The 21,789-nt window shown below is 61.6% G+C and carries 19 protein-coding genes; 17 read left to right on the top strand and 2 right to left on the bottom strand.

Annotated features, from left to right (window positions below; translation table 11 throughout):
• The first annotated feature begins 48 nt into the window (after positions 1-48).
• The 4 genes from BM438_RS10735 to BM438_RS10720 all read left to right on the top strand — a co-directional run bounded on the left by BM438_RS10735 (position 49) and on the right by BM438_RS10720 (position 6,020).
• Positions 49-2,856, top strand: coding sequence for an MGH1-like glycoside hydrolase domain-containing protein (locus BM438_RS10735; protein ID WP_093634259.1), 2,808 nt, complete (start codon positions 49-51; stop codon positions 2,854-2,856).
• A gap of 18 nt (positions 2,857-2,874) precedes the next feature.
• Positions 2,875-4,476: a glucose-6-phosphate dehydrogenase gene (zwf, locus tag BM438_RS10730; protein WP_093634258.1), complete on the top strand. Its 1,602-nt coding sequence runs from the start codon at positions 2,875-2,877 to the stop codon at positions 4,474-4,476.
• Between the two features lie 35 nt (positions 4,477-4,511).
• Entirely contained in the window at positions 4,512-5,312 is an 801-nt protein-coding gene (locus BM438_RS10725) for an ROK family protein (protein ID WP_093634257.1), read from the top strand.
• A 141-nt stretch (positions 5,313-5,453) separates the two neighbouring features.
• Positions 5,454-6,020 (top strand): YbhB/YbcL family Raf kinase inhibitor-like protein, encoded by a 567-nt coding sequence (locus tag BM438_RS10720; protein WP_093634256.1) that lies wholly within the window; start codon positions 5,454-5,456, stop codon positions 6,018-6,020.
• 58 nt (positions 6,021-6,078) lie between these two features.
• On the opposite strand, the gene BM438_RS10715 is transcribed toward BM438_RS10720, so the two are convergent.
• Positions 6,079-7,074, bottom strand: a complete 996-nt coding sequence (locus BM438_RS10715) for an aldo/keto reductase (RefSeq protein WP_093634255.1) — start codon at positions 7,072-7,074, stop codon at positions 6,079-6,081.
• Positions 7,075-7,665: 591 nt separating this feature from the next.
• Between BM438_RS10715 and BM438_RS10710 the strand changes: the two genes are divergently transcribed.
• The 5 genes from BM438_RS10710 to BM438_RS10690 all read left to right on the top strand — a co-directional run bounded on the left by BM438_RS10710 (position 7,666) and on the right by BM438_RS10690 (position 12,524).
• Positions 7,666-9,858, top strand: coding sequence for a TonB-dependent receptor (locus tag BM438_RS10710; protein WP_093634254.1), 2,193 nt, complete (start codon positions 7,666-7,668; stop codon positions 9,856-9,858).
• A 77-nt stretch (positions 9,859-9,935) separates the two neighbouring features.
• On the top strand, positions 9,936-10,619 hold the full coding sequence (locus BM438_RS10705) for a Fe2+-dependent dioxygenase (RefSeq protein WP_093634253.1): 684 nt from the start codon (positions 9,936-9,938) through the stop codon (positions 10,617-10,619).
• Positions 10,616-11,338, top strand: a complete 723-nt coding sequence (locus BM438_RS10700) for a PepSY-associated TM helix domain-containing protein (RefSeq protein ID WP_093634252.1) — start codon at positions 10,616-10,618, stop codon at positions 11,336-11,338. Before BM438_RS10705 ends, BM438_RS10700 begins: the two co-directional genes overlap by 4 nt.
• A 136-nt stretch (positions 11,339-11,474) precedes the next feature.
• Entirely contained in the window at positions 11,475-12,164 is a 690-nt protein-coding gene (locus tag BM438_RS10695; protein ID WP_093634251.1) for a nitroreductase, read from the top strand.
• 48 nt (positions 12,165-12,212) lie between these two features.
• A complete protein-coding gene (locus BM438_RS10690) occupies positions 12,213-12,524 on the top strand; it encodes a high-potential iron-sulfur protein (protein ID WP_093634250.1) in 312 nt (103 codons plus the stop codon).
• 40 nt (positions 12,525-12,564) lie between these two features.
• Here the strand turns inward: BM438_RS10690 and BM438_RS10685 are convergent, their stop codons facing one another.
• Positions 12,565-12,915, bottom strand: a complete 351-nt coding sequence (locus BM438_RS10685; RefSeq protein ID WP_093634249.1) for a DOPA 4,5-dioxygenase family protein — start codon at positions 12,913-12,915, stop codon at positions 12,565-12,567.
• Between the two features lie 400 nt (positions 12,916-13,315).
• On the opposite strand from BM438_RS10685, the gene BM438_RS44785 reads away from it, so the two are divergent.
• The 8 genes from BM438_RS44785 (at position 13,316) to BM438_RS10645 (ending at position 21,761) form a co-directional block, all read left to right on the top strand.
• Positions 13,316-13,678 carry a hypothetical protein gene (locus BM438_RS44785; RefSeq protein ID WP_143131690.1) on the top strand — a complete coding sequence of 121 codons (363 nt, stop codon included), beginning with the start codon at positions 13,316-13,318 and terminating at the stop codon, positions 13,676-13,678.
• Between the two features lie 181 nt (positions 13,679-13,859).
• On the top strand, positions 13,860-14,333 hold the full coding sequence (locus BM438_RS10675; protein ID WP_093634248.1) for a hypothetical protein: 474 nt from the start codon (positions 13,860-13,862) through the stop codon (positions 14,331-14,333).
• A 143-nt stretch (positions 14,334-14,476) separates the two neighbouring features.
• Entirely contained in the window at positions 14,477-14,839 is a 363-nt protein-coding gene (locus BM438_RS10670) for a hypothetical protein (protein WP_093634247.1), read from the top strand.
• Positions 14,840-14,931: 92 nt separating this feature from the next.
• Positions 14,932-16,227, top strand: coding sequence for a TolC family protein (locus BM438_RS10665; RefSeq protein ID WP_093634246.1), 1,296 nt, complete (start codon positions 14,932-14,934; stop codon positions 16,225-16,227).
• 11 nt (positions 16,228-16,238) lie between these two features.
• Positions 16,239-17,789 (top strand): efflux RND transporter periplasmic adaptor subunit, encoded by a 1,551-nt coding sequence (locus tag BM438_RS10660; protein ID WP_093634245.1) that lies wholly within the window; start codon positions 16,239-16,241, stop codon positions 17,787-17,789.
• On the top strand, positions 17,786-20,992 hold the full coding sequence (locus tag BM438_RS10655; protein WP_093634244.1) for an efflux RND transporter permease subunit: 3,207 nt from the start codon (positions 17,786-17,788) through the stop codon (positions 20,990-20,992). The genes BM438_RS10660 and BM438_RS10655 overlap by 4 nt, the downstream gene beginning before the upstream one ends.
• Positions 20,989-21,339 carry a copper-binding protein gene (locus BM438_RS10650; RefSeq protein ID WP_093634243.1) on the top strand — a complete coding sequence of 117 codons (351 nt, stop codon included), beginning with the start codon at positions 20,989-20,991 and terminating at the stop codon, positions 21,337-21,339. The genes BM438_RS10655 and BM438_RS10650 overlap by 4 nt, the downstream gene beginning before the upstream one ends.
• A gap of 140 nt (positions 21,340-21,479) precedes the next feature.
• Positions 21,480-21,761, top strand: coding sequence for a hypothetical protein (locus BM438_RS10645; RefSeq protein ID WP_093634242.1), 282 nt, complete (start codon positions 21,480-21,482; stop codon positions 21,759-21,761).
• Positions 21,762-21,789: the final 28 nt, after the last annotated feature.

Here is a 21,789-nt window from a genome sequence, read left to right as displayed (position 1 = left end):
GCGCTACGATGTGAGTCCCACCGCCAGGCCCGACGCAAGGACGTAGTCATGCCACCGCTGCGCGCTGCCAATCTGCTCGACACGATCGAAGGTTCCCGCCTGCACTCCGCCGACTGTGCCCATTGGCAACGCTGGGGGCCGTATCTCAGCGAGCGTCAGTGGGGCACGGTCCGCGAGGATTACAGCGCGGACGGCACCGCCTGGGACTCTTTCCCTCACGACCACGCACGCAGCCGCGCTTACCGTTGGGGCGAAGACGGCATCGCCGGTTTCGGCGACGACAAACTCAGCTGGTGCGTGTCGCTCGCGCTGTGGAACCGCAAAGACCCGATCCTGAAGGAACGTCTGTTTGGCCTCACCAACGCGCAGGGCAATCACGGCGAGGACGTGAAGGAGCTGTACTTCTACGTCGACGGCACGCCGACGCATTCGTACATGCGGATGCTCTACAAGTACCCGCACGCCGCCTTTCCGTACGACGATCTCGTGCAGGAAAACGCGCGGCGTGATGGCGACATGCCGGAATACGAAATCCTCGACACCGGCGTGTTCGACGATTGCCGTTACTTCGACGTGCAGGTCGAATACGCGAAGCACGCGCCCGATGACATCCTGATGCGTGTGACGATCGAGAACCGCGCGGACGAGGCAGCTTCGCTCGACGTGCTGCCGCAGATCTGGGCGCGCAATTCGTGGTCGTGGAAGGAGAACAAGGACAAGCCGTCGCTGGTCGCGGGCAAGGACCACAACGGTGAAGTCCATTTGATCGGCAAGCAGCATGGCCATGATCCGATCGTCGTGACAGCGTGGTCGAAAGACGCGCCGCAGATGGCGTGGCTGTTCTGCGAAAACGACACCAACGTCAAGCGTCTGTTCAACATGGAGGGCGCCGGGCCGTTCAAGGACGGCTTCAACGACTACCTCGTCCACAGCGACGAACAGGCGGTCCGCCGCGACGCCGGCACCAAGGCGGGCGCGCACGCGTCGATTGAACTCGGGCCGCATGGCCGCGCCGTGGTGTATATGCGCTGGCGTCCGCAGTCGGCGCCGGACGACGCGCAACTCGATGCGGATGCAGTGTTCGCTCACCGCATCGCCGAGGCCGATGAATTCTATGGCGCGCTGCAGCACGAGATCACCGATCCCGACGCGCGCCTCGTGCAGCGCCAGGCGCTCGCCGGCATGCTGTGGTCCAAGCAGTACTACCAGTACGACGTGCAACGCTGGCTCGAAGGGGATCCGCTGCAACCCACGCCGCCTGCGTCGCGCAAACGCGGCCGCAATGTGGACTGGCGGCATCTGTGTAACGCGGACATCGTGTCGATGCCCGACAAGTGGGAGTACCCGTGGTACGCGTCATGGGATCTGGCGTTTCATGCGGCCGCGTTCGCGCTGATCGATCCCGCGTTTGCCAAGCGTCAATTGTTGCTGCTGGTGAAAGACCGTTATCAGCATCCGAATGGTCAACTGCCGGCCTACGAGTGGGCGCTCGGCGACGCGAATCCGCCCGTGCATGCCTGGGCCGCGTGGCGCGTCTATGAAATCGACCGCGCGCTGACCGGCAAGGCGGATCGGGATTTTCTGGAGCTCGTGTTTCACAAGCTTTTGCTGAACTTCACGTGGTGGGTGAACCGCAAGGACGCGGATGGCCGTAACGTTTTCCAGGGCGGCTTTCTCGGGTTGGACAACGTCGGTATCTTCGACCGCTCGTCGCCGCTGCCGACGGGCGGTCACATCGATCAGTCCGACGGCACTGCTTGGATGGCGGCATACGCGCTCGACCTGATGCGGATCGCGCTTGAACTCGCGTATGCGAACCACGTGTTCGTCGACATCGGCGTGAAGTTTTTCGAGCACTTCCTGTATATCGCCGAGGCCGTGAGTTGCGACGACGGTTGCGATACCGGTCTATGGGACAGCGAAGACGAATTCTTCTACGACAAATTGCGCCTGCCCGACGGCAGCAATATTCCGATGCGCCTGCGCTCGATCGTCGGCCTGATTCCGCTTTTCGCCGTGCATGTGCTTGAAGAACGTTTGCATGGTCACTTGCCGGGTCTGCGCGAGCGGCTCGTCTGGTTCCTCGAGCATCGCCCCGATCTGGCGAAGCTGGTTTCGCGCTGGAACGAGCCTGGCAAGGGCAATGCGTTACTGCTCTCGCTTCTGCGCGGGCATCGGATGAAAGCGTTGCTGCGCCGGGCGCTCGACGAAAGCGAATTTCTCTCCGATCACGGCGTGCGGGCGCTGTCGCGATTCCATCGCGACCATCCGTTCGAGTTCAACCACAACGGCACCAGCGTGACGGTCAAGTATCTGCCGGCCGAGTCCGACACCCGCGTGTTCGGCGGCAATTCGAACTGGCGCGGACCGGTGTGGATGCCGGTGAACTATTTGCTGATTGAATCGCTCTACGAATTTCATCGCTACTACGGCGATGGCTTCCGCGTCGAATATCCAACCGGCTCAGGGCAGAAGTTTTCGCTCAGCGAAATCGGCGACGAACTGGCGCGCCGCGCGACCACTCTGTTCCTGAAGGACAAGAACGGCGAACGTCCGGTGATGGGTGCATATCCGCTATTGCAGGCTGACCCGCGGTCGCGCGATCTCGTGCTGTTCCATGAGTATTTCCATGGCGACAACGGACGTGGTGTGGGTGCTTCGCATCAAACCGGCTGGAGCGGCCTGGTGGCACTGCTGCTGCAACCGAGGGCGATGGGCGCATCCGGCAATGTGCCCTTGGCTGGCGAACCGGATCGGGCGCCGATCCCCACGTCGACTTCGGCGCCGGCTCCCGCCTGCCCAACTGAGTCCGCGCCCGAACCTGCGCCCGCGCTGGTAACGGCGGTAACCAAGTAGCTTCCATAAGCGAATCCCATGTCGACTACTCCGAACACCCCAACTTCCGCCGCTCGTGAACCCAGTTGCAAAGTCAGCGCGGGTCCGCATGACGCGCCATCGTCGCCGGCCGGCAAACGGCCTGCGCCGCCTTGCACGCTGGTGATCTTCGGCGCGGGCGGTGACCTGACCAAACGCTTGCTGATGCCCGCGCTGTACAACCTCGCCGTGGACGGTCTGCTCGACGACGGCATGAAGATCATCGGCGTGAATCACGGCGAACGCGAGACGAGCGTATGGCGCGAAGATTTGCATAAGTCGCTGCAACAGTTCGCCGCCGACAAAGCCAGCACGTTCCACGCCGGGAAGCTCGACGACAAAGCGTGGGACTGGGTCGCGCAACGGCTCGAATACATGGCCGGTGAATTCGAAACCGACGACACGTTCGCGAAGCTCAAGCAAAAGCTCGATCAATCGCCGGGTGGCAATGTGATTTTTTACCTGGCGGTCACTGCGCGTTTCTTCAAGCCGATCGTCGAGCATCTCGGCAAAGCGGGTTTGCTGAAAGAAGGTGAGGGCGATGCGGGCGGCTTCCGCCGCATCGTGATCGAGAAGCCATTCGGCACCGATCTCGCTTCGGCGCGCGATCTGAACGCGCACATTCTGTCGTACGCGGACGAGTCGCAGGTGTATCGCATCGATCACTTTCTCGGCAAGGACACCGTGCAGAGCATTCTCGCGGTGCGCTTTGCGAATGCGTTGTTCGAGCCGATCTGGCGGCGCGAATATATCGACAGCGTGCAGATCACCGCGGCCGAAACGATCGGCGTGGAGGGACGCGGCAAGTTTTACGAGCAGACCGGCGCGTTCCGCGACATGCTGCCGAACCACCTGTTCCAACTGCTCGGCATGGTCGCAATGGAACCGCCCAATTCGTTCGACGCCGAAGCCGTGCGCGACAAGAAGGCCGAAATCTCCGACGCGATCCAGCCGTTGACTGCTGACGACGTCGTCTTCGGTCAATACGAAAGGGGTCCGGCGGGCATCGGCTATCGCGAGGAACCGGACGTCGCACCGGACAGCACGACCGAAACCTACGCCGCCGCCCGCGTGTATGTGGAGAACTGGCGCTGGGCGGGTGTGCCGTTCTATCTGCGCACCGGTAAGCGGCTCGCTGCGCGCCGTACGGAGATCTCGGTGCAACTGAAGCCGGTCCCGTTCCGTCTGTTCCGCGATACGCCGGTCGACGCGCTCACGCCGAATGTGCTGACCTTGCGCATCGATCCCGCGCACGGCACGAGTTTCGATTTCAATGTGAAGACGCCAGGGCCGGTGATGCAGATCGGCGCGGTGCAGTCGTCGTTCGACTACGCGGACTTCTTCGCCGAACGGGCCAACGTCGGCTACGAGACCTTGCTGTACGACTGCATGCTGGGTGACGAGACGCTGTTCCAGCGCGCCGACAGCATCGAAACGAGCTGGTGCGCGGTGGACGACGTGCTGCACCCGAAAACCGGCGGCGCGATTCCGGTGCATGGTTACGCAGCCGGCAGCGAGGGGCCTGCCGAAGCAGACGCACTGCTCGCACGCGACGGCCACGCATGGCGGCCTTTGAAGCAGGATGCAGTCGAAAAGAAGTAATTCCATGAGGCGCACCAACACAATCGGGGGACACCGTGGCCACACGTAAGACGAAAGTAAAAAGCAGTACCGAGCGGATTCTGGCGATCGATGTCGGTGGCACGGGTTTGAAAGCCGCGATCATCGATGCGGACGGTAAGATGAAAACGGACCGCTTGCGCGTGCCGACGCCGCATCCGTGCACGCCGGATCAACTGGTGGATGCGCTGGTGAAGCTGGTCGAGCCGCTAGTCGAAAAAGAGCCGCCCACGCTGATGTCGATTGGCTTCCCGGGCGTGGTGCGCAACAACCGTATTCTGACGGCGCCGCATTTTGGCGTTGAAGGCTGGCACGACATTCCGCTTGCGGATTCGCTGGCGCAGCGCCTCGGCGGTCTGCCGGTGCGCATGATCAACGACGCGGAGATGCAGGGCTTTGCCGCGATCGAAGGTCATGGGATCGAGCTCGTACTGACGCTTGGCACGGGCGCGGGCACGGCGCTGTTCCGCGATGGCGAGTTGATGCCTCACCTCGAGCTCGCGCATCATCCGGTCAGCAAGAAGGGGGTGGCGTACGACGAATACATCGGCGACGCGGCGCGCGAGAAGGCGGGAAACAAGCGCTGGAATCGCCGGGTCGAGAAGATAATCGGCATTCTCAATTCGCTGGTGAACTACGACAAGCTGTGGATCGGCGGTGGCAACGCGGCGCGGCTGACGTTCAAGTTGCCCGCGAACGTCGCGACCGTATCGAACGATGCGGGGATCGAGGGCGGCGCGCGCTTGTGGCATCCGAAGTCACTGCGTGAGACGCGGCAGTTGCCGGAGGCGAATGAGCGGACGGGCCGGTTCAAGTGAGGCGTGAATTACGGATGACTTCGTAGCGCGTCGACGGAATAAAGCGACCGATCGATACGTTTGTCACCGGTGGCCGTGACACGCGTTTGTTGCGGCACGACCTTTTTCAGCTTAGCTAACTTATACCCGGGGAAGCCAACAATGATTCGAAGCCATACCGCTGGCGTTGCACGACGCCTGTTATTTGTCAGCATGTGCGCCGTGCTGACTTTTGCTGCAGCGAGTGCCCGCGCGGCCGATGCATTTGCTCTGTCTTCGCCCGGTTTGACCGACGGCGGCACGCTGGATTCGAGCCATGCGGCGAGCGCGAATAATTGCGGTGGCGGAAATGTGTCGCCGGCCTTGCAATGGCGGAACACGCCTGCCGGCACGAAGAGTTACGCCATTACTATTTTCGATCCGGACGGCGCGAAGGGTCTGGGCATTGTCCACTGGGTGATGTATGGCGTTGCGCCGTCGGCGACCGGGCTTGGTGCAGGCGTGACGCCGGCCGGTAGCGTGGCCGGCACGAACCGGACGGGTGGCCCTGGCTATTACGGACCCTGCCCGCCGGTTGGGGACATCCCGCATCACTATGTTGCGCAGGTTTATGCGCTTGATTTAGCGCCGGACGCATTGCCGGCAGGATTGACGCGCGACGCGTTGCTGGCGGCGATGAAGGATCATGTGCTCGCTGCGGCGAGTACGGTGCTTCGATACGGACGGTAAATTCTGTGCCTTCGATGGCGGCGGGCCGGCAACCGGCGCCGCCGTCATCGGCATCCCACTACCTAGCCGCATCACCCCATCGATATTCGTGACTCACCTCATCAAGCTGTGTCTTAACCTGTGCATCGAGCACAAGCTCCGAAGTCGACAGCGTGTCGCTCAACTGCTCGGCGCTACTGGCGCCAATAATCGCGGACGTAATCAGCGGATTCGCCAGCACCCACGCAAGAGAAATCCGAGTCAAAGACTCGCCCGTCGGCGTAGCGATCGCCTTCAGTTTCTCGATCGTTTCGAACTCACGCGGATGCCAGTACCGCTCCTGATAGACGGCTCCCGCTTTCCCGACGGTTTCGGTGAATCGCCCGGATGTGGGCGCAGCATCCACCCGATGCTTACCAGTCAGCAAACCACCTGCCAGCGGGTTATAGGGAATCACGGCTAGTTGCTCTTCATCCGCCAAGGGCAACAATTCTCGCTCGATCTGCCGGAACAACAGGTTATAGCGGGGCTGCACCGATACAAATCGTGCCACGCGCAGCACATCGGCGCGACCCAGCGCCCGCGCCAGCCGATACGCCAGGAAATTCGACACGCCGATATACCGCGCCTTCCCGGATCGCACGATCACGTCCAGTGCTTCGAGCGTCTCATCGAGCTGGGTGTTCGCGTCGTCGGAATGGAGCTGGTACAGGTCCACGTAGTCCGTGCCGAGCCGCCGCAGCGATGCGTCGATCGCATCCAGCAGATGTTTGCGCGACGCGCCTTGATCCCACGCTGACGGCCCCATTTTGCCGACCGCCTTCGTCGCCAGAATGAAGCGGTCGCGTTTGCCCTTCAGCCACCGTCCGACGATCTCCTCCGTGCGTCCAGCATTACTTTCGCCGGCGCCGAGCGGATAAACGTCGGCGGTATCGATGAAGTTCACGCCGGCGTCCGCCGCCGTGTCGAGAATCCGCTGCGAAACGTCTTCTTCAGTCTGCAGGCCAAAGGTCATCGTGCCGAGACACAGGCGCGAAACGGTCAGGCCGGTGCGGCCGAATTTGCGGTATTGCATGCTCAACTCCGAAGATGGATGGGACGGTTGCGGTATGCGGTGTTGTAAAAAGGATAAACGGTGTGGCGATTTCGCGTTCGGCCCCCGGCACACGCAAGCGCGGCGAAGCGTTAGCTTTTAGAAAGCTTTTTGGCCGGCTCGACTGATTTGCTTAAGTGACATGTGCTTTCATCGCCGAGCGATATCACCCGGGTCATTGATATCAGGTCTGATGAGTGTTGAGAGAAGTTGATGTGTTTATCGAGGATATACACGTGCCTGAATATTTGTCTAACAAATATCCAGAACCGCCATCAGTCAGGCTGCTTAACATTACAAAGAAGTAATTTTTAGCTGACCACGAAACTTCGAAAATTACGTATTCCCAACGTTGGTAAAAATTAGAAACAATTCCATTACATCAGGTAAGGTTCGCCGCGATTGATGCGTCGTTATGCGTATGGAATGATATCGATTCTCATTTAACAACTAGCCAGCCATCCCGTCGTTCCTGCTCCAAGCAGGAGACCGGCAGCCAGCCAATTGCGGTTTTGTCATTGATTCCATGTCGAGCATGCGGATCGGGCAAGCGCACTTCCGACGGGATTTCCCATGTTCAATCACACGCCGCTTGCGACTGCGTTAGCGCTAGCTTTTGCCGTTCCATTTGCGACGCCCGTCGTCGCGCAGACCGCACCGCAAGCTGCGTCGCAGCCGTCGGCGCAAAACGCGCCGTCGCCCGCAGCGGCCGACAACGCGACCTTGCCGACCATCGGCGTCGCGGCGCAGGCTGAACAACAGGACTTCCAGGCAGAACGCTCGACGGTCGGCGCCAAGACGCCCACCGCATTGCGCGACATTCCGCAGACGGTGACGGTGATCAACAAGGCGGTGCTCGCCTCCCAAGGCGCCACGTCGTTCCAGGACGCGCTGCGCAATGCGCCGGGCGTGACGATCGGCGGGGCCGAAGGCGGCCAGATCGGCAATAACATCAACTTGCGCGGCTTCACCGCGCAGAACGACATCTATCTGGACGGCTTCCGCGATCGCAACCAGTACTATCGCGACACTTTCGACCTCGAAGAACTCGAAGTGCTGTACGGTCCGTCGTCGATGTTGTTCGGCCGTGGCTCGACGGGTGGCGTGATCAACCAGGTCAGCAAGAAGGCGAACCTGAAAGACTCGGCGGAAGTCACGGGCATGATCGGCACCGACGACCGCTATCGCAGCACCGTCGACGTGAACCATAAGCTGACGGACACCTCCGCGATTCGCCTGAACGCATTCGGCCAAAGCCTCGGTTCGACGCGCGACGAGATGAAGAACAAGGACTACGGTATTGCGCCGGAAGTGCGCTTCGGCATCGGCACGCCGACTGAAGTGACGATCTCCGCGCTGATCCAGCACAACTACGACATGCCTGACTACGGCGTGCAGGCGTTGAACGGCCGCCCGTCGCCGGTACCGAAGAACACGTTTTATGGCTTGACCACCGATCGCACGATTCAGGACGTGCAGACGTTCACCGCCGTGATTAAACACAAGTTCTCGGACCAGCTTGCGCTGACCAACCAGACGCAGTTCTCGCACTCGATGACCGATGCGCGCGAAACCGCGCCGCAAGCGGTGCTGACGGGGCCGCTCGCCACCAGTACGGCGCTGACCAATGGCAATTTCACGACGCTGTCGCCTTCGCAACTGTTCATCAAGTTGCAAAGCCATGACCGTGTAATCGAAAACCACTCGCTGTACAACGACACTTCGCTTCAGTACAAATTCGACACTGGGCCGATCAAGCACGAGTTGATTGCCGGGGTCGATCTGGGTCACGACAGCTATTCGAATCAGGCCTACACGCGCAACAACTTGCCGGTTGTTTCGATGGTGAACCCGGCGTATCTGTCATCGCCTGCCGGTGTGACCACCACGATCGGCAACCGCGCCGACTCCGGCTCGAACGAAATTGGCGCGTACGTGAACGACACGGTGTCGCTCGGTCAGCACTGGAAGGTGATTGGCGGTTTGCGTTGGGATCGCTTCCAGGCGCAGATCCACAACACGGTCAGCCTGCCGGGCTACGCGACGCAAACGAACTTCTTCACCAGCGTTCGCGCCGGCGTGATTTATCAGCCGACCGACTGGCAGTCGTACTACGTGTCGTACGGCACGTCGTTCGATCCGTCTCTCGAAGCGCTGACGGTCACCAACCTGACGCAGAATCTCGCGCCGGAATCCACCAGGTCGTATGAAATCGGTGGCAAGTGGGATCTGCTGGGCGGCAATATTTCGGTGAACTCCGCGTTCTTCCGCGAGGAAATGACTAACGCCCGTACGCAAGTCTCGCCGACCGAATACGAACTCGACGGCGACATCCGCGTCGACGGTTTCCAGGCCGGCGTGACGGGCCACATTACCGACAAGTGGCAAGTGTTCGGTGGCTACACCTACATGGACGCCATCGTCCTGAAGGCGCTCGACGGCACCCAGGGGCACACACCGGCCAACACGCCGCGCAATACGCTCACGTTCTGGACCACCTACGCGCTCACGCCGCACTGGGAAATCGGCGGCGGCCCGACTTACATGTCGCCGCGCTACGCGTCGAACACGAACTATGTGCAGGTGCCGGGCTACACGCGCTGGGATGCGACTGCCGCCTATCACGCGAAGAAATACGACGTTCGGCTGAATCTGCTGAACCTGACGAACAAGATGTACTACGACGCGCTCATCCAGTCGGACGGTGGCCGTTCGGTGCCGGGGATTGGACGCACGCTGCTGGCGACGTTCGACTACCGGTTCTGAAGCGTGCCTCATTGATACGGTAGGCTTGCCGTTCTCGCAAACGGCAGGCCGACGTAACGAGGCCAAGGAAACTCAAGATGCTGCTGCACATTCCGAATGTACTGAACGCCGAGCAGTTGCGCTTTGTGCGCGAGCGGCTCGATAGCGCCGGCGACGCATGGGTCGACGGCCGCGCCACCGCCGGTTATCAGGGCGCGCCGGTCAAACGCAACCAGCAGATCGCCGAGCATTCACCGATCGCGCGTGAACTCGGCGACGTGATTCTCGCGTCGATCGAACGCAACCCGCTCTTCATAAGCGCGGCGCTGCCGAATCAGGTCTACCCACCGCTCTTCAATCGCTACGAAGGCGGTATGGAATTCGGCAGCCATGTGGACGGTGCAGTGCGGGTGCTGCCCAACGGCGTGAAGCTGCGCACGGATGTGTCGGTGACGCTATTCCTCTCCGAACCCGGCGAATACGACGGTGGCGAGCTCGTTGTCGAAGATACCTACGGCGTGCAACAGGTCAAGCTGCCAGCGGGCGACATGATCGTCTATCCCGCCACCAGTCTGCATCAGGTCACGCCGGTCACGCGCGGTGCGCGCCTCGCCAGCTTCTTCTGGGTGCAAAGCCTCGTGCGCAGCGACACGCAGCGCGCTTTGCTATTCGATATGGACACGGCGATTCAACGTCTGAACGCCACGCATGCCGACGATGCCGCGCGACGCAGCCTCGTCGGTTGCTATCACAACCTGTTGCGCACCTGGAGTGAAACGTGAGCGTACCCGAGGCTATTGAATTCCGACCGGCTGAGGCCATCGACGCCGAGGCGGTCGAACCGCAGCGGCTCGACCGTGACGAACTGAGGGCACGGCAGCAGCGTTCGCGCCGCGCCACCTTCGTTAAATGGCTGCGCAAAGTGCATGGCTGGATCGGGTTGTGGGGCGCTGCGCTGGGTTTGCTGTTCGGCACCACCGGTTTCCTGTTGAATCATCGTGGCGGGCCGCTCAAGGTGTCGACCGGCGACCCGCAGGTGTCGGTCGTGCAGGTGCCGTTGCCGCAACCGGCGCCGGAAACGCCGCGCGAACTCGGGAAGTGGCTCAAGCATGAACTGAAACTGGCCGGTACGCCGGGACGCGCGCAGAAAGAGCCCGCGCATCCGGTCGCGTGGGGCGATCGCAGCGTGCTTCAGCCCGAGCACTGGCAGCTCACCTTTTCGTCGCCGCACGAAAGCACCGCCGCGGAGTATTGGGTCGGCAATGGCTATGTGACGGTCAAACGCAGTGAAAACTCGTTTCTCGTGACGCTCACGAATCTGCACAAGGGCGTCGGCTTGAGCGTCGGCTGGGTGCTGCTGATCGATACGCTGGCGGGCAGCATCATTTTGCTGTCGCTCACCGGCGTCCTGCTTTGGACGGAATTGAACAAACGCAAAACCGTCGGCACGGTGTTGGTGATCGGGTCGATCGTTGCAGCCGTGTGTATGGGGCTGCTTTAGCCGACTCTGAGGGCGCAGCGTCGCAGCAGTGACGCGCCCGCCCGGAACCCTGCACGCCTGCCAGCGGAAAAGTGGGCGCTCGCGCTAGAATCGTCGCAGACCGCCAAAAACCGTTGGCCCTGCCGGATTTCTGCCGATGACCACGTCCCCCAACCAGGTCGACGCCGCCTTGATATCGCGGCGGTCGATCCGCGCCTTTCTGCCCACGCCGGTTGCGCGCGCCGATATCGAGGCGATTCTCGAAGCGGCCAGCCGCGCTCCCTCGGGCACCAATACTCAGCCGTGGAAAGTCTATGTGGTGACGGGCGAGTCGCTCGCGCGCCTGTCGGAGACTCTGGTCGCCGCCTATGACGACCCTCAACGCGATGCGCTGTATCAGGAAGAGTATCGCTACTATCCGCACCAATGGGTGTCGCCCTACATCGATCGCCGCCGCAAGATCGGCTGGGATCTGTACGGCTTGCTAGGTATCGAGAAGGGCGACAAGACGCGCATGCATGAACAGCATGCGCAGAACTTCCGGTTCTTCGGCGCGCCGGTTGGCCTGTTCTTCACGATCGAGCGGGTAATGGAGCTCGGCAGCTGGCTCGATTACGGCATGTTCCTGCAAGCGATCATGACGGCGGCGCGCGGGCGCGGCCTCGATACCTGTCCGCAGGCGGCCTTTACGCAGTTTCACCGGCTGATTGCCGAGCATCTCGGCCTGCCGGCCGAAGAGCAACTGGTATGCGGCATGTCGCTCGGTTTCGCCGACGAAAACGCGCTGGTCAATACGTTACGCACGGATCGCGAACCGGTTGAACGGTTCACGCGATTTCTCGATTGAACCCGATCCATGGGCATCCCCACTTTCCAATCTTCCCCTCGGACCATGATGAAAACCTCACGCCGCCATTTTCTGATGCTGAGTGTGGGCGTGAGCTCATCGCTCATGCTGTCCCGCGTCGCGTTCGCCGACACCGCGAACGCACTGAGCGAAGCCGATCCGAAGGCGCAGGCCGTCGGCTATAAAGAGGACGCGGCAAAGGTCGACAAGGCGAAGTTCCCCAGCTACGCCGCAGGACAAACCTGCGCCAACTGCTCGCTATTCCAGGGTAAGCCTACCGATTCCTACGGTGGCTGCACGCTGTTCGGCGACAAGCAGGTCGCCGCGCGTGGATGGTGCAACTCATACTCGAATATGTGACTGGGCTAGCGGCCGTGCGCCGCTGCGGATGCCTTGGCGCCTAGTTGAAAGCGCTCAGTACGAGCTCATGCGAACGGCCGATCCACAGCGCCGCGTCGCGGTGGTCGCGCAAGGCGTCGCCGGTATTCGGGTGCAGAAAGATATCGAGGGCGCCGTGATTCAGCGTGAGCCAGCCGACGAGCTCGGCGAACTGCTCCTGCGCGAATGCGAGCTGATACGACCACATCGGGTGCGGTCCGACCGGGCGTTCGTGAAAGCGGCCCATTTGCAGTTTGCCGTTCCAATGAGCTTCGATTTGCTCGCGAAAGGTCCACGCGGCGTCGCGGCTACCTGAATCGAAGTAAACGTGGGCGTGCCAGCTCTCGATGGCCGAGGTATCGCGAAAGGTCATGGCGGGTTTCGTTCCGTCTTTGTCAGACGGTCATTCTGCTCGAATTTGCGCAGACGCGTGCGGCGCGCGCCGCATCAGAAACTCTATTTCCTCTTCGGCGACGATTTCGAAGCCCAGGCGTTCGTACAGGCCGCGCGCTTGTGTTTCGGGCGCTTACGCTCACGGCTCAAGTCTGAAGAAACCTTCACACCGCGGCGATTCGGCAAACTGGCGTGCCAATTCCCCTCGTTTCGCGCAATTGCATTTTCGTGTGTTCACATAAACTGTTTTCCATGGAGCGACAAGTCACCGAGCCCATGGACGCGGTCTTCCCCCGCGTTGTTTTGAACCGTACCGTTGATGGCAGTTTGCCGCGTTTGACCGACGTGGCAGGGCAGTAAAGCAGTAGGAAGTCGAAGCAATGCAAATAGTGCGCAATCGCAGCAGTCACGCGCACGAATCAGCAGGGGGTTGCAGCGAGGCGATGTTGATGGCGAGGGACCGAGCTGTAACGCAATACCGCAATACCGCAGTAAAGCAGTACCGCAATAACGCAGTAGCAGTTCTGGTAGCAACGGCTTTGGTAGTTTGTGATGGTTATAAAAGTCGGCAAGCATCCACGCGCCTGTACGACTCTTCCATCCTGTCCGGCCCTGTTCCCTCGCGGGAACAGGGCTTTTTTTTCGTCGATGCGGCCGATGTGACTTGTATTTATTCGATCCGAACCTATATGGCAGCGTTGCATTTCCGGCCAGCCGTAGCGGAAAATCTGCTCGCGCGGTGAGACGCCGAGCACATTCGAGACTTTGAGTTGTTTAAGTCTGTCTTAATAGTTGCTTGCCATGATGGCTGCACAGACTCACATTAAGGGCCTGTCAAGCCGCCAGCGCATCGGCGGCGTTTGCCACCGGAGAGCACAGCATTCGGTGGCAAAGCCGAGAGTTAGCGAAGGAGGTTGAATCGATATGTCCAGTAAATCGCGAGTCCGCAAGCACACCCAGCCGGCCATGTCCCCGCTGCTGCGCGCGCTGACCTATAGCCGCACCGCCCACGAGCCGGTCACCGAGGCGATGCTCCTGCAGTGCTACACCGCCCTCGATGCATTCCGGCGCGGTCGGGGCACGCGGGATTTGCACCTGACCTTGAGCCGGCATCTGCTGGTGTCGCAAGAGCTGGCGCGTCTTGGTCTTGGCGAAGACGTCATTGCCGATATCGAAAGCGCGCATGCGGCGATGGTGCAGCTCGACGCGCGTGAGCATCAAGACGGCGCCTGGGTGCTCGAAGACAGCGAATACGCCCGTCTTTGCTCGGCGCTGGCGATTCTCGATGGGCAACTGTCGATCGCATCGCTGAGCGAGATCGCGAACGCGGAAGCGAAGATGATCGAGGGGCTGATGAGATCGGCCCATACGCAAGCGATTGTCGAAGCAACCGTTTAAGCAACATCCCGCTCCGTCGCAAGCAAGCTAACGCCCAAACGAAAAACGTCCCGCATGGGGCGTTTTTTCGCATCAGCGGCGATCCTGCTGTTGATAGCCAATCCGATGCACCCGGTTAAATTACTGCGGCTATAATCTCCGGCATGAAATTTCTGCGGACGTTGCTCCTCTTGTTGCTATGCGCTGCGCTGCCCATTAGTGGGCTGGCGGCTAGCGGCTTGACGGGAGAATGTCCAATGCAGATGAGCATGAGTGCCGACGAGAGCGATGCGATGTCGGCTGACATGCCCGGCTGCGAGTCGATGCATTCGTCGCAGCCAGAAAAAGCCAAGGGCTTTTTCTGCAAGGTAATGGCTCAATGCCAGATCGGCAGTCTGTATCACCCGGTCTCTCCGACCGGTATAACCCGGCCTGCCGGGTTGTCGAGCACCGTTGTTTTCCACTACGCGCAATCGCTGCCGGTCCGTGAGCCGACCGGACCGTGGCGACCTCCTCGCGCCATCTAATCCCTTGCTGACAGGTTCACCGCATTTGCGGTGAGGTCGTCCTGTGTCCAGGACGTGGACTCCGTTTGGGAGTTCGCCGTTGGGGTTAGAACATGCCATTCATTTTTCGCACACCGTTAAATCGGTGTGCACCACTGCGCGCGCGTTCGCTTTTCGCCGCGCTAATTCTCGCGAGCGGCGCGGCGCACGCCCAGCAAGCAAGCTACACGCTCGATGCGGCACTTCAGGCCGCGACCGACCGCTCTTCCGCTATGGGAGCCGCACAGGCTTCTGTGCGCGCCAGCTCCGATGCCGCGGTCCGGGCCGGTCAATTGCCCGATCCGATGCTCAAAGCGGGTATCGACAACCTGCCGGTGAACGGATCGCAACGGTTCACCATCGGTCAGGACTTCATGACGATGCGCCGTATCGGCATCGAGCAGGAATGGGTCTCCGGTGACAAACGCCGCCTGCTCTCCGCGCGGGCGAACGATGTCGTGGACCGCGAGCGAGCCGGCTATCTGCTGCAGCTCGTGAACACACGGCAACAAACGGCGTCTGCGTGGTTGAGCGCTATCTACGCAAAGCAGGCGCTCGCGTTGCAGCAGGAGCTGGTGCGTCATATGGGTCACGAACTGGACGCGACGAAAGCGTCTTACCGGGGAGCCAAGGCAAGCGCAGCCGACGTCGTGCAGGCGCAGGCGATGCTCGCGCAGACGCAGGATCAGCTGCTCAAGGCACAACAGGCGTTTCAAACCGCACTGATCGGACTGTCCCGCTGGACTGCTACGCCTGTTCTCGATGTGAGCGGTGATCCGCCCGCACCGCAATCGTATGTGTCGTCTCTGCCGCCCGACGAGCTTCGCGACGTTCAGCCGGTGCTGGTGGCCGCTTCGCGGGACATTGCCGTCGCCGATGCCGATACGGCTGTCGCCAACAGCGACCGCAGTCCCAACTGGACGTGGGAAGTCTCTTATCAGCAGCGTGGCGGGCAGTACTCGAACATGGTTTCGGTCGGCGTCAGCATTCCGCTGCCGATCAATCGCAAGAATCGCCAGAACCGCGACGCCGACGAGAAGGCCGAACTCGGCACCAAGGCGCGGCTGATGTACGAAGACGCGCAGCGGCAAGTCGAAGCGGATATCCGCACGCAGTCGGCGACGCTTGCCAGCGGCCGCGAGCGCATCGTCCATCTCACCGACTCCCTGCTGCCCGCTGCAGACCGGCGCGTCCAGCTCGCTGCCGCGGCCTATCGGGCGGGTAGCGGGTCGCTTGCGGACGCGTTTGCTGCCCGACGTGCGTTGCTCGACGCTCAGCTACAGGTGCTCGACCTTCGGCGCGAGGTGTCCCAGACATGGGCCCAGCTCGAATACCAGGTAGTGCCCGCGTCGATGTCCATCAGCCAGTGAAGGAGAACACCATGCAAAAGAAACAACTGGCACGCGCGGTTCTCATTGCGTTCGCCGCCGCGGCTTTGTTAGGCGCAGGCTACCTGGCCGGCGCGCGTCACTCCACGCAGGCGGGTTCGGCTTCTGCCGCCACGATGCCCGCCGCGACATCTGCGGCAGGCGACAAGATCGACCCGAAGACGGGCCGCAAGGTGCTGTACTGGCACGATCCGATGGTGCCGAATCAGCATTTCGACAAACCGGGCAAGTCGCCTTTCATGGACATGCAGCTCGAACCGGTCTTCGCCGATGATGCGGGCACGAGTGGCGTCAAGATCGATCCAGGCTTGCAGCAGAACCTCGGCATCCGCTACGCAACGGCGCGACGGCAGGAAGTGACCGAAGGCTTCGATGCCGTCGGGACCACGCAATTCGACGAATCGCGCGCCGACGTGGTGCAGTCGCGCGTCACGGGCTACATCGACCACTTGTACGCGGACGCACCGATGCAACGGATAGCGAAGGGCGCGCCGATCGCGTCGCTCTTCGTGCCGGACTGGCTGGCGCCGCAGGAAGAATACCTCGCGCTCAAACGCAGTGGTATGGACAGCAGCATGCTCGACGCGGCTCGCGCGCGCATGCGGGCGATGTCGATCCCTGACGGCGTCGTTGCGAATCTCGACCGGAGCGGCAAGGCGCAGACGCATGTCGTGCTGACCTCGCCGGAAACGGGCGTGGTCAGCGAGCTGAACGTCCGCGATGGCGCGATGGTGACGCCCGGGCAGACGCTCGCCAAGATCGCCGGGCTTTCGACGTTGTGGCTCATCGTCGAAATACCGGAATCCCTTGCACTGACCGTGCAGCCCGGCATGACGGTGGACGCGGCATTCGCGGGCGATCCCACTCAGCACTTCAAAGGGCAGATCCGCGAAATCCTGCCGGGCATCAGCACGGGCAGCCGTACGCTGCAGGCTCGTCTCGAGATCGACAACGCCGCGTTCAAGCTGACGCCGGGCATGTTGATGCGCGTGCGGGTCGGCGCGCGGAAACCGGCCTCGCGTCTGCTTGTTCCGTCCGAAGCGGTCATCACGACCGGCAAGCGCACCGTGGTTATCGTCAGGAACGGCGATGGCCGTTTGCAGCCGGTGAATGTCACCGTCGGCAAAGATGCAGGCGATGAAACCGAAGTGTTGAGCGGTTTGAACGATGGCGATCGGGTTGTGGCGTCCGGCCAGTTTCTGATCGATTCGGAAGCCAGCCTCAAATCAGTTCTTCCTCGCCTCGCGGGGAGCGCCAACGCAGGCCCGAGCGCACCCGCGCCAGCACCCGCATCCGCCGCGGCCGGTGCATCCCAAACGTACGAGACCACCGGCAGGGTCGAAAAGGTGACTGCTGAAGACATCACGTTCTCCCACCAGCCGGTCCCGGCTTTGGGCTGGGGCAAGATGACAATGGCATTCGGCAAACCATCGCCCACGGCCTTTCCTGACGCAAAACCCGGTGACGTAGTGCACTTCGCATTCCGGCAGACGGACAGCGGTTACCAGTTGACGACAGTCGAACCGGTGGGAGGCGCCAAATGATCTCGCGTCTTATCAGATGGTCGATTTACAACCGATTTCTGGTGCTGCTTGCCACCGTGCTCGTCACGGCATGGGGCGTCTACTCGGTAATGCAAACGCCGCTCGACGCGCTGCCCGACTTGTCCGATACGCAGGTCATCATCAAGGCGTCGTATCCGGGCAAGGCGCCGCAGGTCGTCGAGGACCAGGTCACCTATCCCCTCACCACGACGCTGCTGGGCGTACCGGACGCCAAAACCATTCGCGCGTATTCGTCATTCGGCGATGCGTTCGTCTACGTCCTGTTCGACGACAAAACCGATCAGTATTGGGCCCGTTCCCGTGTACTCGAGTATCTGAATCAGGTGCAAAGCAGGCTGCCTCCTGGCGCGACGGTATCGCTCGGACCGGATGCGACCGGTGTCGGCTGGGTCTACGAATATGCACTCGTCGACCGGAGCGGACAGCACGACCTAGGACAGCTTCGCGCCCTGAACGACTGGTTCCTGAAGTTCGAGCTGAAGTCGGTACCGGATGTGTCCGAGGTCGCGAGCATCGGCGGCATGGTGCGTCAATATCAGATCGTTCTCGACCCGGACAAACTGCGCGCTTACGGCATTACACAGGCGATGGTCGCCGACGCGTTAGGCAAGGCGAATCAGGAATCGGGCGGGTCAGTCGTCGAGATGGCGGAGTCCGAATACATGGTGCGCTCGTCCGGTTACCTGCGCACGCTCGACGACTTTCGCAACGTCGTCCTGCGTACGAACGAAGCCGGTACGCCCGTGCTGCTGGGTGATGTCGCGCGTATTCAGATCGGACCCGAGATGCGGCGCGGTATCGGTGAGCTGAACGGTCAGGGCGAAGTGGCGGGCGGTGTCATCGTGATGCGTTCCGGCAAGAACGCTTTGACCACCATCGAGGCGGTGAAGGCAAAGCTCGCCGAGCTGAAGCGTTCGCTGCCCGCGGGCGTGGAAGTCGTGACGACATACGACCGCTCACAGTTGATCGAACGCGCGGTGGATAACCTGAAGGACAAGCTCGTCGAGGAATTCATCATCGTCGGGCTCGTTTGCGCGGTCTTTCTGTTCCATCTGCGCAGTGCGTTTGTCGCGATCCTGTCCTTGCCCCTAGGCGTGCTGGCCGCCTTCATCGTGATGCGCTATCAAGGCGTGAACGCGAATCTGATGTCGTTGGGCGGCATTGCGATTGCCATCGGCGCGATGATCGACGCGGCCATCGTGATGATCGAGAACGCGCACAAACATCTCGAAGCGTACGAGCACGCGCATCCCGGTAAGGCGATCAGTTCGGCTGAACGTTGGGAACTCATCGCGACGTCGGCCGCGGAGGTCGGGCCGGCGCTGTTTTTCTCGTTGCTCGTCATCACGTTGTCGTTCATTCCGGTGTTTTCGCTCGAAGGCCAGGAAGGCAAGCTGTTTTCCCCACTGGCGTTCACAAAGACCTACACGATCGCAGCGGCGGCGGGGCTGTCGGTGACATTGGTGCCGGTATTGATGGGTTTGCTGATCCGCGGCCGCATCCCGCACGAGAACGCGAACCCGATCAACCGCTCCCTGATCCGGCTCTATCGCCCGTTGCTTGAGGCGACGTTGCGTCGTCCGTGGGTCGCGATCGGTCTGGCGGTGGTTGCGCTCGCAGCGTCGGCGATTCCGCTTTCGCGGCTCGGCGGCGAATTCATGCCGCCGCTCGACGAAGGCGATCTGCTGTATATGCCGACCGCGCTGCCGGGCATCTCGGCGGAGAAAGCGAGTGAACTGCTGCAGCAGACCGACCGGCTCATCAAGACCGTCCCGGAGGTGCAGACCGTGTTCGGCAAGTCCGGCCGCGCTGACTCGGCGACCGACCCCGCGCCGCTCGAGATGTTCGAGACCACGATTCAGTTCAAGCCACGCAGCGAGTGGCGGCCGGGCATGACGCCGGAGAAGCTGGTCGACGAACTGGACCGCACCGTCAAAGTGCCGGGGCTCTCGAACGTGTGGGTTCCGCCTATCCGAAATCGGTTGGACATGCTGTCGACGGGCATCAAGACGCCGGTCGGCGTCAAGATTTCGGGCCCCGACCTCGGGCAAATCGATAAGGTCGCAACGCAGGTCGAAGCAGCGGTCAAGACCGTGCCCGGCGTGACGTCCGCACTTGCCGAGCGCCTGAACGGCGGTCGATACATCGACGTCGATATCGACCGGCTGGCAGCGGCACGTTACGGCCTCGCGGTTGCGGACATCCAGTCGATTGTGTCCACCGCAGTCGGCGGCGAGAACGTCGGCGAGGTCATTGCCGGCCGGGAACGCTTTCCGATCAACGTCCGCTATCCACGCGAGATCCGCGATTCGCTCGAGAAGCTGCGCGAGCTGCCAGTCGTGACCGAGCGTGGCGCGCAAATCCAGCTAGCTGACGTGGCGCACGTCACGATTGCCGATGGCCCGCCGATGATTCGCAGTGAGAACGCGCGGCTCGCCGGTTACGTGTACGTCGATATCCGCGATACGGACCTGCATTCGGCCGTGCAGGCCATGCAGCGCGCGGTCGCAGAGAAAGTAACGCTGCCCGCGGGCTATTCGATTGCGTGGTCCGGTCAGTTCGAATATCTGGAGCGAGCAGCGGCGAAGTTGCGCACGGTGATTCCCGTGACGCTGGTGGTCATTTTCGTGCTGCTTTTTCTGACGTTTAACTCTGTGGGTGACGCGCTGCTATTGATGTCGACGGTGCCCTTTGCGCTGATCGGCGGCTTCTGGTTTATCTGGATGCTGGGGCATGCCGTATCTGTCGCGACCGCCGTGGGATTCATTGCGCTCGCTGGCGTGGCCGCGGAGTTCGGTGTCGTGATGCTGCTTTACCTGAAGGGTGCGCTGAATCGCAGACTCGACGCAGGCGAACCGCTGACCGAAACGCTGCTTCTCGATGCAATTCGAGAGGGAGCTGTACAGCGTGTACGTCCCAAGGCGATGACGGTCGCGGTCGTGCTTGCCGGTCTTATACCCATCATGGTCGGGCACGGCGCCGGCTCCGAAGTCATGCAGCGCATCGCCGCGCCGATGGTGGGCGGAATGATCACGGCGCCCATCCTTTCGATGTTGGTTATTCCCGCAGCGTGGTTCCTGCTGCAACGCCGCCGCGCGAAGCGTCTGCCCGACGCGCGGCTTTCTCATGCAGTACCTTCCGGCACAACCGTGCCAACTACTCAAACTGGAGAACTTCAATGAAGAAATGGATTGTTGCGTTTGCTGCTTTCGGTAGCATTGCTGCGGCCCCCGCGTTTGCGGGCGACGATATGGCAGGGATGAACATGTCCATGAAGCCGGCGGCTTCAAAGGACTCGCCGAATGCGGCCCTCACGGACGCGGTGGTGCGAAAAGTGGACTCGGCCTCCGGCATGGTCACGCTGAAACACGGCGCGCTGCAGAACGTCGGGATGCCGGCCATGACCATGGCCTTCAAGGCGAAGGACGCCGCGATGATCAAGCAGATTCACGAAGGCGACAAAGTGAAGGTCCGCGTTGAAGACGTCGACGGCACGATGACCATCGTGAAGCTGGAAAAAGCGTCGTGACGCGTTGTTGATGCAAACTCGCGGGCTTGTTGCTTGGGCCTGCGAGTTTGCAAGACTACGGCTGGGTCGATGGCCTATTGAAGTCCTGCGCTAAACTCTCAGAACGCCCGGTGACGGCGACCCACAAGGAGACAGGTGTCATGGAACGCTCTGAATTCCTCGCCGCCACGCGGCAACTGGCGGCCGCCGCTGAGCTTCTGGCCAAGGCCGGTCCAGAGGACTGGCGACTCGACGCGTTCCAGATGCTCGCGTTCTTTCGCCGCTACGACCAGCCGGGTGCCGGTTCGAATGCAGTCGTAACGTCCAACGACGAACTGTTCGCGAGCACCGGCCACGCCGCACTGACGATGGCGGGACGCAACGAGTTTGCGGCGTCCCGCGCACTTCTCGAGCAGGCCCGGTCGCTGTTGCCAGCTACGTGAAAGCCGCTGCGATGGGCCGGCGTTTCTC

The organism is Paraburkholderia aspalathi, from assembly GCF_900116445.1.
GTDB classification, from domain to species: domain Bacteria; phylum Pseudomonadota; class Gammaproteobacteria; order Burkholderiales; family Burkholderiaceae; genus Paraburkholderia; species Paraburkholderia aspalathi.
Note: the sequence above shows the minus strand (reverse complement) of the source record. Positions and strands in the feature narration are given on the sequence as shown.

Coding starts and splice junctions, on each gene's coding strand:
- BM438_RS10735 (WP_093634259.1), top strand. CDS start 49: ATGCCACCGCTGCGCGCTGCCAATCTGCTCGACACGATCGAAGGTTCC.
- zwf (WP_093634258.1), top strand. CDS start 2,875: ATGTCGACTACTCCGAACACCCCAACTTCCGCCGCTCGTGAACCCAGT.
- BM438_RS10720 (WP_093634256.1), top strand. CDS start 5,454: ATGATTCGAAGCCATACCGCTGGCGTTGCACGACGCCTGTTATTTGTC.
- BM438_RS10715 (WP_093634255.1), bottom strand. CDS start 7,074: ATGCAATACCGCAAATTCGGCCGCACCGGCCTGACCGTTTCGCGCCTG.
- BM438_RS10710 (WP_093634254.1), top strand. CDS start 7,666: ATGTTCAATCACACGCCGCTTGCGACTGCGTTAGCGCTAGCTTTTGCC.
- BM438_RS10705 (WP_093634253.1), top strand. CDS start 9,936: ATGCTGCTGCACATTCCGAATGTACTGAACGCCGAGCAGTTGCGCTTT.
- BM438_RS10695 (WP_093634251.1), top strand. CDS start 11,475: ATGACCACGTCCCCCAACCAGGTCGACGCCGCCTTGATATCGCGGCGG.
- BM438_RS10690 (WP_093634250.1), top strand. CDS start 12,213: ATGAAAACCTCACGCCGCCATTTTCTGATGCTGAGTGTGGGCGTGAGC.
- BM438_RS10685 (WP_093634249.1), bottom strand. CDS start 12,915: ATGACCTTTCGCGATACCTCGGCCATCGAGAGCTGGCACGCCCACGTT.
- BM438_RS44785 (WP_143131690.1), top strand. CDS start 13,316: ATGCAAATAGTGCGCAATCGCAGCAGTCACGCGCACGAATCAGCAGGG.
- BM438_RS10675 (WP_093634248.1), top strand. CDS start 13,860: ATGTCCAGTAAATCGCGAGTCCGCAAGCACACCCAGCCGGCCATGTCC.
- BM438_RS10670 (WP_093634247.1), top strand. CDS start 14,477: ATGAAATTTCTGCGGACGTTGCTCCTCTTGTTGCTATGCGCTGCGCTG.
- BM438_RS10665 (WP_093634246.1), top strand. CDS start 14,932: ATGCCATTCATTTTTCGCACACCGTTAAATCGGTGTGCACCACTGCGC.
- BM438_RS10660 (WP_093634245.1), top strand. CDS start 16,239: ATGCAAAAGAAACAACTGGCACGCGCGGTTCTCATTGCGTTCGCCGCC.
- BM438_RS10655 (WP_093634244.1), top strand. CDS start 17,786: ATGATCTCGCGTCTTATCAGATGGTCGATTTACAACCGATTTCTGGTG.
- BM438_RS10650 (WP_093634243.1), top strand. CDS start 20,989: ATGAAGAAATGGATTGTTGCGTTTGCTGCTTTCGGTAGCATTGCTGCG.
- BM438_RS10645 (WP_093634242.1), top strand. CDS start 21,480: ATGGAACGCTCTGAATTCCTCGCCGCCACGCGGCAACTGGCGGCCGCC.